Here is a 12,360-nt window from a genome sequence, read left to right as displayed (position 1 = left end):
GAAATGCTCACTTTGTCACTGCGGGTGCGTTCATCAGGGTGCAAAGCGAAGTAAATTGTCCGTCTCGCGCACAGGCGGATGCAATAATGGCTGCGACGTCTCAATGAACAGGAATCAAGCCGGTGAAGTCTGCATATCCAATCTCTCTCAAGCGCATCGCCATCGCGGCATGCCTGCTTACCGCCACGGGCCTCGTGCACCTCGCACACGCGCAGGAGCGCGCTCACATCGGCCGTACCCAGATCGATACGATGTTCTCGAACATGCGCAAGAACGCTCCGTGGAAGGTGGATGGTCCTCTGCTATGGGGTTATTTTTTCGATGGTCAGGATCGCAAGAAGCTGGAGCAACTGGCGGCCGAACTGAATGGCAAAGGATACGGCACGGTCGGCATCAATGCACAACAGGACAAACTGGTTCTGCATGTGGAAAAAGTCGAGACACATACACCGGCCTCGCTCGACGACCGCGATCAGGAGTTCTACGCGGTCGCCGAACGGTACGGCGTTTTCTATGACGGCATGGACGTTGGTCCAGCCGTCGCCCCGGCCAAATAAGGCCGGGTGTGATTACTGCAGGTCGGGATAAGGGCTCTTGCCGCCCTCCGCGATGAACAGATCGATACGCGCTTCCAGCACCGGCAGCGGCACCGAACCCAGTTGCAGCACGGTGTCGTGGAAGGCGCGGATGTCAAACTTCTGACCCAGCGCTTTCTCCGCTTTCTTGCGCGCGTTGATGATGCTCATCTCGCCCAAGTAGTAGGACAGCGCCTGGCCCGGCCACGAAATATAGCGGTCCACTTCCGTCTCGATCTCGTGCTCGGACAGCGCGGTATTCGCCTTCAGGTAGTCCTGCGCCTGTTTGCGGGTCCAGCCTTTGGCGTGAATGCCGGTATCGACCACCAGACGCGAAGCGCGCCATGCCTGATAACTCAGCATGCCAAACACTTCATACGGCGTTTCGTACATGCCCATCTCCGCGCCCAGACGCTCGCAATACAGCGCCCAACCCTCGCCATAAGCCGAGATGTAGGCATTGCGGAATGGCGGACGGCCCTTCTGCTCCAGCGCCACCGGCATCTGGAACGCGTGGCCCGGCGCCGATTCATGCAGCGTCAACGCCGGCATGCTGTACAGCGCGCGCGATGGCAGGTTGTAGGTGTTGACCAGATAAACCCCAGGACCGCCACGGCCCGAGGTGTAGAACGGCGCCTGATCGTCCGGCACCGGAATCACCGCGAAGCGGCGACGTGGCAGATAACCGAAGTACTGGCCCACTTTGCCGTCGAACTTCTTGGCCACCCAGGCAGAGCGCATCAGCAGCTCGTCCGGGGTCTTGGCGTAGAACTGCGGATCGGTGCGCAGGAAGGTCAGGAAGGCCGGCAGATCGCCCTCGAACTTCACTTGCTTCATCACGTCCAGCATCTCGTTGCGGATCTTGGCCATTTCGTCGATGCCGATCTGGTGGATCTGGTCCGCGCTCAGATTGGTGGTGGTGAATTCGACGATCTTCGACTGGTAGTAGGCTTTGCCATCCGGCAGATTGGAGGCCGCCAGGTCTTCACGCGCCGCCGGCACGTATTCCTCGCGCATGAACTTCAGCAGCGCCTTGTGGGCCGGGATCACCGACGTCTCGATCGCCTTCACGCCAGCGGCGCGCAGCTCTTCCTGCTTGGCGGCGGGAATATTCGCCGGCATGCTCTTGAACGGCAGGTAGAACACGGTATCCTGCGCCGTCTTGGCATCGCTCACCGAGGTGATCGACGAATCGCGGCCGACCAGCGTCACCTTCGGCGGCGTGAAGCCACGCGCCATGCCAGCGCGCATATTGACGATTTCGTCGTTGAAGTAACGCGGCACATCGCTCATCTGCTTGATGTAGTCGCGAAATTGCGCCTCGGTGGTCATCGGGCGGCGCGCGGTGCCGGCCATATTCGACCAGAACGCGGTATCGGCGTTCAGCGGCTTTTCATACTCCTTGAACTGCTGGGCGGCGATAAAGGCCGCGATCTGCGCCTTGTACACCTGGTAGTTGATGCGCTCCGGCGCCGACAAGCTGGACTCCTTGATGCCGTCCAGCTTTTTCATCACGCCCTGCCAATAGGCCAGGCGCTTGTTCTGGGTGGCGACATCGATGCGCGGCAGCGACGGCGACACGCCGCTATCGTCATCATCCTCGCCATCTTCCTGCTTCTGACTGGTGCGCCATTTCCATTCTTGTGCATAAACTGCCTTAAATTGGGCATCCGCCGGTCCCGCCTTGATTGCCGGCGCCGCGTTGGCGGCGCTCAAACACAACAACATACATGCACCGGCAATCGCGGTGGTGATTTTCTTATCCATAAAACTCCGGGTGGAAGGTTGATTACATGTCCAACAAATTGCGGCGTTCGCGCAGCAGCGCGGTAAAGCCATCGGCGTTGAGCGGCCGGCTGAAATAATAGCCCTGCATCTCATCGCAACCGCGGTCGGTCAGGAAGCGCACCTGTTCGCGCGTCTCCACGCCTTCCGCGATCACTCGCATATTCAAATTGTGTGCCAGCGAGATGACCGACAACGCGATTGCCGCGTCGGCGCTGTTGGTAGTGACGTCGTCGACGAACGATTTGTCGATTTTCAGCACGTCGATCGGGAAGCGTTTCAGATAGCTCAGGCTTGAATAACCGGTGCCGAAATCGTCCAGCGAGATGCTGACGCCAATGTCCTTCAAGCGCCGCAGCGCCGCCACCGCCTTGTTCGGATCGCCCATCACCGTGCTCTCGGTGATTTCCAGCCCCAGGTACTCGGCCGCCACGCCGAACTTGCGCAGCGTGCTTTCCACGTACGGCACGGTGGCATCGTTGGCAAACTGCGCGGCGGCCAGGTTGACCGCCACCTTGATCTTGCCCAGACCCTGGTCGTGCCACACCTTCATCTGCGCGCACACGCTCTCCAGCACCCACTCGCCGATCAGATTGACCAACCCATACTCCTCCGCCAGCGGGATGAAGCGGTTCGGCGGCACCTTGCCCAGCACCGGGTTATCCCAGCGCAGCAGCGCCTCGGCGCCGACCATGGCGCCGGTCTTCAAGCACACCTGCGGCTGATAATGCACCTCGAACTCGTCGCGCGCGATGGCGCCGCGCAGCTGGCTCTGGATCGCCAGCTTGTCGCGGATCTCGGCGTCCATGCGCTCGGTGAAGAAGGCGTAGTTGTCGCGGCCGATCTCCTTGGCGCGGAACAGCGCCGTATCGGCATTGCGCACCAGTTCATCGAAGCTGTCGCCATCGGTCAGGCTGACCGCGATGCCGATGCTGGAGGTGACCGTGATCTGCTGGCCGTCGATCACCAGCTCCTTGCGCAGCCCGGACAGAATCTGCTGCGCCAGCGCCAGCGTGGCGCTCAGCTGCGTATCGTCGGCGATGATGATCTGGAATTCGTCGCCGCCCTGGCGCGTCACGGTATCGCCCTCGCGCACCGTCTCGGTCAGGTAAGTGGACACCACCTGCAACGCCTTGTCGCCGATATGGTGACCATACGAATCGTTGATGCTCTTGAAGCGGTCCAGGTCCAGGCACATCACCGCCACGCAGCGTCCTTCGCGGCGCGCCGTGGCCAAGGTCTGCGCAAAACGCTCGCGCGCCAGCATGCGGTTGGGCAGGCCGGTCAGCGCGTCGTGATTGGACAGGAAATCAATCAGATGCTGCTCGGCCTTGCGTTCGGTGATATCCATGAACACCGCCACATGGTTGATCACCTGGCCCTGCTCGTCGCGCACCAGCGAGGCGCTGAGCAGACCGGGATAGATGTCGCCATTCTTGCGGCGCGCCAGAATCTCACCCGACCAGTGGCCGGTCTTGGCCACCGAGTTCACCATCGCCTCGAACGAGCCGGCATCGGCCTCGCCGGCATGCAGCAGGCCCACGTTCTGCCCCAGCACCTCGTCCGCGCTGTAGCCAGAAATCTGCGTGAAGGCCGGATTGGTGGCCACGATATGGCCATTGACGTCGGTGACCACGATCGCGTCCTGGGTCGCCTCGAACACTTGACTTGCCAACCGCAGGAACTCCTCGTTGGCACGGCGCTGTTCCACTTCGCGCGCCAGCTCCGCGGTGCGCTCGGCCACGCGTTCCTCCAGCAACGCGCGCTCCTCGGCCAGCGCCTTCTGCGCCCGCCCCAGCTTGACGTGGGCATCGGTGCGGGCCAGGATTTCCTCGGCCTGGAATGGCTTGGCAACGAAGTCCACCGCGCCCAGCTCAAAGCCGCGCACCTTGTCGTCGGTGTCGTGTTGGGCCGACAGGAAGATCACCGGCACCTGGCTCAGTTCCGGCGTCGCCTTCAGGCGCCGGCACACCTCAAAGCCATCCATGCCGGGCATGCGTATGTCGAGCAGGATCAGTTCCGGCGGGCGCGATTGCGCGGTCCATAGCGCCAGTTCGCCGTTGGGGGCCTGGCGCACGTAGTAACCGGCTTCGGTCAGCAGGTCGCTCAGCAGCTTGAGCGAGGCTGGCGTGTCTTCCACGATCAGCACTTCGCCCTTGGTGTGTTGTTCCGACAAATCCCGGTGCATAAAAGTTCTTTCGCCTGGTCAGCGGCTATGGGTGGCTACCGCTATCATATACCGGTCATGCCTGCGGCTCCAATTCTGTATCGGCGTCGTCCAGCAGCGCGCACAGTTGCGGATACTGGTGCAGTTGCAGCATGTGCTCAATGCGCGCCGCCAGTTCGGCCGGCAGTGGCTCCAGCAGCAGCGCCACCCGCGCCAGATTCAGCTCCTGCACGGCGGTCTTCAGATCGCGCCGCAGCGCCGGGTCCAGCGTGCGCAAATCGGCCGCCTGCAGCGGCGACAGTGGCAACTGGCGCGCGGCATGATGGCGCCGCACGAACTGCAGGTCCAGCTGCCGCTCCAGCAGCGCATACAACAGTTCCTGTTCCACCGGCTTGCGCATGAATTCATCGGCGCCGGCGTTCAGCGCCTCCTGGCGTTCCTCTTCAAACGCGGACGCCGTCAGCATCACGATGCGCGGCTGCGGACCATCGGCGCGGGCGCGGATCTGACGGGTGGCGCTGATGCCGTCCAGCGCCGGCATGCGCCAGTCCATGAACACCAGGTCCGGCTGCCACACATCCACCATCGCCAGCGCCTGCACGCCGTCGCCCACCACCGCCACCTCGAAGCCCAGCGGCTTGAGCAGGCTTTGTAGCAGCGTGCAGCCATCGGCGTTATCGTCGGCCACCAGAATGCGGCGCCGCTGCTGGGTTTTCAGCGCCACCACCTCATCCTCGTCCGCCGCCTCCACCTCGTCGGCCACCTGCACCGCCACCGTGAAGGAGAAGGTGGCGCCGTGGCCCGGCACCGATTGCAGCGCCAGCGCGCCGCCCATCAGTTGCACGAATTCGCGCGAAATGGTCAGGCCCAGACCCGTGCCCTCCTTCGCGCCGGGCCCCTCGGCCTGGATGAAGGGTTCGAAGATGCGCTGCTGATCTTCTTCCGCAATGCCGGGGCCATTGTCGATCACCGCGAAACTCAGCTCGCACTGGCCGTTGCGCGCGGCGCCGCGCACCTTCAGCACCACCTTGCCATGGGCGCTGAACTTGACCGCGTTCGACATCAGATTCAATAGCACCTGGCGCAGCTTGGTCCCGTCCACGCGCGCGCTGGCCGGCAAGCCCACCTGATCGACCACCAGCTCGACGCCGGTCTGCACCGCGCGCATGCTGACCATGTCCATCACTTCCTGCAGCATGTCGTTGAGGTTGACCACCTCGGTCTGCAGCACCGCGCGCCCGGCCTCGATCTTCGACAGTTCGAGAATATCGTTAATCAGCGTGAGCAGATGCTGGCCGGAGCGGTGGATGATGGCCAGATTGCGCTTCTCTTCCGGCAGCATGTTCTTCGAATCCGCCATCAGGCGCGAAAAGCCGATCACCGAATTCAGCGGCGTACGCAGCTCGTGACTCATATTGGCCAGGAAGGTCGACTTGGCGCGGTTGGCCGCCTGCGCCTGGCGCACCGCCACCGACAGCGCATTGGTGCGCTCGGCCACCAGCTCCTCCAGGTGGATGCGGTGCCGGCGCAGCTCCTGCTCCGCCGTGCGGCTGGCCGTGACATCGTAATTGACGCCGACCATGCGCAGCGCATGGCTCTCGGCATCGCGGAAGGTCATGCCATCGGCCTTGATGTAATGGATGGTGCCATCGGCCCAGATGATGCGGAACTCGATATCGAATTCCGCCGTGCCGTTCAGCGCCTGCTGCAGCAGCATTTCAGTGGGAATGGCATCGTCCGGGTGCACCATCTTGCGCCAGGTGTCGAACGGGTTGTTCAGGCGGGTGCCCTCCATGCCGTGCAGGCGGTACATCTGTTCATCCCACACCATCTGGCCGGTGACGATATTCCAGTCCCAGATGCCGATCGCGGCCGCGCTGGACGCGATTTGCAGCCGCTCCTCGCTGGCGTGCATCGCCACGTAGCGGCTCTCCATCAGCCGCACCATTTCACGGATCGACGCGTTCAGCGTTTTCAACTCACCGCTATACCAGTCGCGCGGCGGCGAGGCGCCCGGATTCTGGCCCGCCTTGACGCTGGCAGCATAGCGCTCGATATTGGTCAGCGGCTTCAGGATCAGCTGCCATAACAGCAGATAAACACTCAGCACCAGCGTCACGTCCAGCACGAAAATCAAACCGGCGATGGTGTACAGGCGCTGACGCAGCTGCTCGATCAACAGCGCCGGCGACGCATACACGGTGATGGTGCCGATATTCTGGCCACCGGCCACAATCGGCCGCTGCTCGGACAGCAGCTCCGGATCGGACGGCAGACGCTCGGCCGGCACCAGTTGCGCCTGTTCATTGCGGGTCAGGATAAAGGGATGATTGCTGGCCACCGGCGCCACCGCGCTGGCGTACAGATCGCGGTTACTCAAACCGCTCTTCATGATGGTGACGATCTGCGTCTCGTCGAAATTCCAGGCCGGCAGCGCCACCGCGGCGGCCAGTTCCTCGGCGCTGTCGGCCAGCGTCTTGTGCAGCTGCTGCCAGCGCTGCGCGCGCTCCACGTGATAGAAATACAGCGCAAACGTGATCAGCACCAGCGTTACCACGGCGGTCAGCGTAACGCTGACAAAGACGGCGATAGATACTTTTCCTGCACGGCGGGCAAGTCGGGCCAACATCGGAAAACCATTTTTGGGAGTTGATCTGCGGTGCTACGCCTTAGATCATAGGTTCAAACCGGCGCGAAGTCCACGCAAATTTGCGCCTAAGCAACAATGTCCACTTCGGGGTCAGACCCCGAAGTGGACACGAGCTGGACATTTCTACTTGGTGCGTTGCAGCTGGTCGCAGGCGTTGGCGGTGCTGAGGAACAGCTGGCCGTGCAGCTGCTGCAACAACGTACTATTACGTAGCCGGTCCATCACCGGCCCTTTCACCTCGGCCAGATGCAGGCCGATGCCGCGCGCTTTCAGGCTCTGATTCAGTTCCGACAGCGCCATCAGCGCGGTGGTGTCGATCGAGCTGACCGCCGACATCACCAGCACCAGGTGGCGCGCGCTCTGGTGCGTGGCCAGCTCGCATTCGATGCGCTGGCTGACCGCTTCCACATTACCGAAGAACAGATTGGCATCGACCCGCAACACCAGCAGCTCCGGCTGAGTCTCGGCCGCATAGCGTTCGATATTGCGGAAATGCTCGGTGCCGGCGATCCGCCCCAGCACCGCGATGTGCGGCCGGCTGGCGCGCCAGATCAGGGTGCCCATCGACAGCGCCACGCCCACGATCACGCCCGCCTCCACGCCCAGCGCCAGCACGCCGAGACAGGTGGCGCTCCACGCCAGCGCGTCGCTGCGGTCATACTGCCAGGCGGTGCGCAGGATGCCCATCTCCAGCATGCCCAGCACCGCCACCACGATGGTGGCCGCCAGCACCGGCAACGGCAACAACGCCAGCCAGCCGGTCGGCGCCAGCAGCGCACCAGCCAGCAGCAGCGCCGTCATCAGGCTGGCCAGCGGGGTATTGGCACCGGCCGCGAAGTTGACGGCGGAGCGCGACAAACTGCCGGTCACCGGAAAGCCGCCCGACAGCGCACTGGCCACATTGGCCGCACCAAGCCCGATCAGCTCATGATTGCTGACCAGTTTTTCATTGCGCTTGAGCGCCAGCGCCTGCGCGCCGGACATCGACATCAGGAATACGATAAAGCCGATCAGCAGCGCCGGCTGCAGCAAGGCGCGCCAGTGCGCGTTGGATGAAGCCAGGTTCAGATGCGGCAGACCGGCCGGCACCGCGCCGGTGCTGTGGATGCCCATCGCCCCCAGGCCAGTGTGCGACATCAGCGCGATGCCACCCAACACCACCAGCATCGGCGCCAGCTTGGCGCCAATATCGGACGCCGCCGGCCCCAGGCCGCAGCGCCGCAGCAACGGCGCGCCCCACAGCCGCGCCAACACCAGCAGCAGCAAAGCGCCCAGCCCCAGCGCGGCACTAGGCAGATGCCACTGCTGCAACGGGCCGCCCAGCAGGATCGGCAACTGACCGTAAGCGATCACCAGCGCCGAGCCGACGGTGAAGCCGCTCATCACCGGGCGCGAAAAGAAATTGGCCAGAAAGCCCATGCGCAGCAGGCCGCACAGCAGCAGCACCGCGCCCGACATCAGCGCCAGTTGCGCCGCCAGCACGCCGGCCAACCCAGGCTGACCGGGCGCCAGCGGCCCCACCACCGCCGCCGTCATCAGCGAAATGATGGCCATCGGCCCGACCGACTGCGTCATGCTGCTGCCGAACAGCGCGTAGACGATGGGCGGCGCAATGCTGGCGTAAATGCCGACCACCGGCGGCAGGCCGGCCACCAGCGCATACGCCATGCCCTGCGGGATCATCATCATCGCCACCACCAGCCCGGCGCTGATATCGCCAGCGAGCAGCTCACGCCGGTAGTGCTTCAACCATTGCAGCATTGTCATTCCACGGTACAGAAAATACCGCTAGTTTACGATGCGCCCATCCTTAATGCAAATTTGATCTAAGCTTATGCGAAAAACGAATTTAGAACACCCGCCAGCGCGGCGGACCATGGGTACTCAGCCCGGCAACGCGTCCTTCACCGCCTGCAGCAGGTCCACCGCCATCGCCTCGTCATCCAGCGCGCGGGCGAGGACGATGGCGCCGACCATCGCGGCGTAGTTGGCCAGTGCCTGCTTGCGCCGCTCGGCGTCATCCTCGCCCGGCATCAGCTGCGCCAGAATATCGACTTGGGCGCTGGCGCCTTCAGTCAAAGAGCGGCGCGCCTTGGGGCCAAGGCGGGATATGTCGGCGCCCAGTGCCGTCACCGGGCACCCCTTCTCCGGATGGTCGCAATGCTGCCTGGTCAGATAACTGTCGCTGATTTTCTCCAGCGCCGTGTCGCGCCCCGCAGCCAGATAGCCTTGCCAACGCTCGACCGACTTATTCAGCGCGTGCGCCGCCGCTTCCGCCAACAGGTCTTCCTTGGAAGCGAAGTGACCATAGAAACCACCATGCGTCAGGCCGGCGCTTTTCATCAAGTCCGCCACGCCTATGCCGTCATAGCCCTTTTCCCGAAACAGCTTCGCTGCCGTCTCGACGATGCGCTCGCGATTGAGCGCCACCTGCTCTCTGCTGACCTTCATGCCTGCCTCCAACCTCCTAAGACTGCTTGACATTATACATTACGAGCGTAATATATCAATCATTACGACCATCATTAAAAGGAACCGTACCATGAAAGCAGTCATCAGCGCCTACGCGCGTTCGCCCTTTCATTTCTCCCGCAAAGGCAAGCTGGCCGAGGTCCGCCCCGACGAGCTAGGCGCCCAGCTGGTGCGCGGCCTGATACAGCGCACCGGCCTCGATCCCGCCCTGATCGACGACGTCATCCTCGGCTGCGCCTATCCCGAGGCGGCGCAGGGCAACAACCTGGCGCGCATCGTCTCGCTGCTGGCCGGCTTCCCGCACCAGGTCAGCGGCATGACCATCAACCGCTTCTGCGGCTCGTCCATGTCCGCCATCCACATCGCCGCCGCCAACATCGAAGCCGGCCTGGGTGAAGCCTATCTGTGCGTGGGGGTGGAATCGATGACCATGGTGCCGCAGGGCGGCTTCAACTTCTCGCCGCATCCGGCCCTGCTGGCCGAAACCGACGCCTATATCAGCATGGGCGACACCGCCGAAAACGTCGCCCGCAAATATGAAGTGGCGCGCGCCGACCAGGAAGTACTGGCGCTGCAGTCGCACCAGAAAGCCGCCGCAGCCCGCGCCGCCGGCCATCTGCGCGACGAAATCGTCCCCATCACCACCGCCAGCGGCGAGATCATCGCCGAAGACGGCTGCATACGCCCCGGCACCACGCTGGAAGCGCTGGCCGCGCTCAAGCCGGTGTTCGATCCGGAACATGGCGTGGTCACCGCCGGCACCTCGTCGCCGCTGACCGACGGCGCTTCGGCGGTGCTGGTGACCAGCGAGGCATTCGCCCGCCAGCACGGCCTGCAAGCAAGCGCGCGCATCGTTTCCATTGCCGCTGTCGGCTGCGATCCGGCGCTGATGGGCATCGGCCCCATCCCCGCCACGCAGAAAGCGCTACGCCTGGCCGGCCTGACGGCACAGGACATCGATGTCGCGGAAATTAACGAAGCCTTCGCCTCGCAGGCGCTGGCCTGCGTGCGTGAACTGGGAATCCGGCCGGAGGTATTGAATATCGATGGTGGCGGCATGGCGATCGGCCATCCGCTGGGCGCGACCGGCGCCCGCATCACCGGCAAGGCGGCGGCGCTGCTGGCGCGCACCGGAGGCCGCTACGCGCTGGCCGCCCAGTGCATCGGTGGCGGCCAGGGCATCGCCACCATCCTGGAGAAGCTTTAAGCGGCCAGCTGGATGCAGTTGCGGCCGGCGCGCTTGGCCAGTTGCAGCGCGGCGTCGAGCCGGTCCAGCACACCGGGGCCGGCTTCCTCCGGCCCCACCTGCGCCACGCTCAGGCTGATGCTGACCGAGGCGCCAAGGTGCGCGCCCGGCAGGTCCGCCTCGGCGATCGCCGCGCGCAGCTTCTCGGCCAGCCGCACCGCGTCATCGGCGCTGGTATGGGTGGCCACCACCAGAAACTCCTCGCCGCGCATGCGTGCCAGCGTGTCCGAGGTGCGCAGCCGACCCTGCACCGTTTCCGCGATCTTGCGCAGCGCTGGCTCGCCCACCGGCGAACCGTACAAGTCGTTCGACGAGCGGAAGCTGCCGACGTCGAACGACAACACCGCCAGCGGCAAGCCATAGCGGCGCGCGCGGCGGATCTCGTTATCCAGCGTATCTTCGCCGCTGCGGCGATTGGCGGCGCCGGTCAGCGTGTCCAGCGTATTCATTTGCGACAGCTGGCCGGACAGCACATCGTTCTGATGTCGCAGCTCGCTCATGCCCAGGCCAAAGCTGATAAACTGCGCCAGGCTGGCGAAACAGGCGAACTGCTCGCGCGAGAACACGATGTGACGGTCGAACATCAGCGCGATGGAGCCCATCTCCGGGCCGCCCGGCTCGGCGCGCAGCGGCAACGCCAGCACCATGCGCACATTACGGTCATGCAGCGCCATCGCCAGTTCCGGATCGCCGGCCTTTTCCGGCGCATCCAGCAAGATCATCTCGCCGCGCACCACCGCCATCAACGGCGGGAACACGTCGCGCAGCGGCGATTGCAGCAGACGATCGCGCCGCTGCAGCAGGCGCCCCAGGTCGAGATGGTTACGCGCTTCCTGCGCCACCAGTTGCAGATCGCCGCGCTCCTTGATGCTCAGCAGCGCGGTGTGGCGCACACCGGGGAAATTACACAGCGCCAGGCAAACCTGCGAGGCCATGGTGGATATCGTGTCGAAGCCGCTCAGCGCGCGTTGCAGGCTGCGCTGCACGCCCAGCAGGTCGCGCAGCTCTTTTTCCTTGTCCAGCAATTCCTGCTGCAGGGCGGCGGCGGCATCGAGCGGCACCTCCAGCGCTTGTTTGACCGCCTGCTGCAGCTCATCGTCCAGCACGGGGCTCAGACGATAGTCGAAAGTCCCGTAAGCCATCAGTTCCGGCAGCCAGGCACTGTGATCGTAGGGACACAGCACCAGAATGGCCTTGCCGGCGCGATTGCGTATCAGCGCGCCGACGCCGGCCATCTCGCTCAGGTATTCATAACCGTTCAGATCCAGCACCAGCAGCGCCGCGTCGCGCTGCACCACGGCGGTGCTGGCGGCATCCACGCTTTCGCAGCAAACCAGATGCGAAAACATCTCCGCGCAACTGGCCTGGAAAGCGGCGCCGCGCGCCCGGCTGGGGTTGAAAAACACGCCCGTGTGGTTCAATCGGCGGTCGAGGTCCGACATATGAAACTCCCTAGTATTAGTAT

At 63.9% G+C, this 12,360-nt stretch carries 8 protein-coding genes; 2 read left to right on the top strand and 6 right to left on the bottom strand.

What is annotated here, in order from left to right; all coding sequences use genetic code 11:
* The first annotated feature begins 122 nt into the window (after positions 1-122).
* The gene (locus GJ699_RS01745; RefSeq protein WP_371867424.1) at positions 123-557 is read left to right on the top strand and encodes a ribonuclease E inhibitor RraB; all 435 of its coding nucleotides are present in this window, start codon (positions 123-125) and stop codon (positions 555-557) included.
* A gap of 12 nt (positions 558-569) precedes the next feature.
* On the opposite strand, the gene GJ699_RS01740 is transcribed toward GJ699_RS01745, so the two are convergent.
* The 5 genes from GJ699_RS01740 to GJ699_RS01720 all read right to left on the bottom strand — a co-directional run bounded on the left by GJ699_RS01740 (position 570) and on the right by GJ699_RS01720 (position 9,628).
* Positions 570-2,342, bottom strand: a complete 1,773-nt coding sequence (locus tag GJ699_RS01740) for a DUF885 domain-containing protein (RefSeq protein WP_154372495.1) — start codon at positions 2,340-2,342, stop codon at positions 570-572.
* Between the two features lie 22 nt (positions 2,343-2,364).
* Entirely contained in the window at positions 2,365-4,548 is a 2,184-nt protein-coding gene (locus GJ699_RS01735; protein ID WP_154372493.1) for an EAL domain-containing response regulator, read from the bottom strand.
* Between the two features lie 55 nt (positions 4,549-4,603).
* A complete protein-coding gene (locus tag GJ699_RS01730) occupies positions 4,604-7,156 on the bottom strand; it encodes an ATP-binding protein (RefSeq protein WP_154372491.1) in 2,553 nt (850 codons plus the stop codon).
* Between the two features lie 144 nt (positions 7,157-7,300).
* Entirely contained in the window at positions 7,301-8,938 is a 1,638-nt protein-coding gene (locus GJ699_RS01725) for a SulP family inorganic anion transporter (RefSeq protein WP_154372489.1), read from the bottom strand.
* Between the two features lie 123 nt (positions 8,939-9,061).
* Complete coding sequence (locus GJ699_RS01720) at positions 9,062-9,628, bottom strand: TetR/AcrR family transcriptional regulator (protein WP_154372487.1); 567 nt, start codon at positions 9,626-9,628, stop codon at positions 9,062-9,064.
* Between the two features lie 91 nt (positions 9,629-9,719).
* Between GJ699_RS01720 and GJ699_RS01715 the strand changes: the two genes are divergently transcribed.
* Entirely contained in the window at positions 9,720-10,856 is a 1,137-nt protein-coding gene (locus tag GJ699_RS01715; RefSeq protein WP_154372485.1) for a thiolase family protein, read from the top strand.
* Here GJ699_RS01715 and GJ699_RS01710 read toward each other — a convergent pair.
* The gene (locus GJ699_RS01710; protein ID WP_154372484.1) at positions 10,853-12,337 is read right to left on the bottom strand and encodes a GGDEF domain-containing response regulator; all 1,485 of its coding nucleotides are present in this window, start codon (positions 12,335-12,337) and stop codon (positions 10,853-10,855) included. The two genes, GJ699_RS01715 and GJ699_RS01710, sit on opposite strands and share 4 nt — an antisense overlap.
* Positions 12,338-12,360 lie beyond the last annotated feature (23 nt).

The organism is Duganella guangzhouensis (assembly GCF_009674535.1).
Lineage (GTDB): Bacteria > Pseudomonadota > Gammaproteobacteria > Burkholderiales > Burkholderiaceae_D > Rugamonas > Rugamonas guangzhouensis.
Note: the sequence above shows the minus strand (reverse complement) of the source record. Positions and strands in the feature narration are given on the sequence as shown.

Coding starts and splice junctions, on each gene's coding strand:
- GJ699_RS01715 (WP_154372485.1), top strand. CDS start 9,720: ATGAAAGCAGTCATCAGCGCCTACGCGCGTTCGCCCTTTCATTTCTCC.
- GJ699_RS01720 (WP_154372487.1), bottom strand. CDS start 9,628: ATGAAGGTCAGCAGAGAGCAGGTGGCGCTCAATCGCGAGCGCATCGTC.
- GJ699_RS01740 (WP_154372495.1), bottom strand. CDS start 2,342: ATGGATAAGAAAATCACCACCGCGATTGCCGGTGCATGTATGTTGTTG.
- GJ699_RS01735 (WP_154372493.1), bottom strand. CDS start 4,548: ATGCACCGGGATTTGTCGGAACAACACACCAAGGGCGAAGTGCTGATC.
- GJ699_RS01710 (WP_154372484.1), bottom strand. CDS start 12,337: ATGTCGGACCTCGACCGCCGATTGAACCACACGGGCGTGTTTTTCAAC.
- GJ699_RS01730 (WP_154372491.1), bottom strand. CDS start 7,156: ATGTTGGCCCGACTTGCCCGCCGTGCAGGAAAAGTATCTATCGCCGTC.
- GJ699_RS01725 (WP_154372489.1), bottom strand. CDS start 8,938: ATGCTGCAATGGTTGAAGCACTACCGGCGTGAGCTGCTCGCTGGCGAT.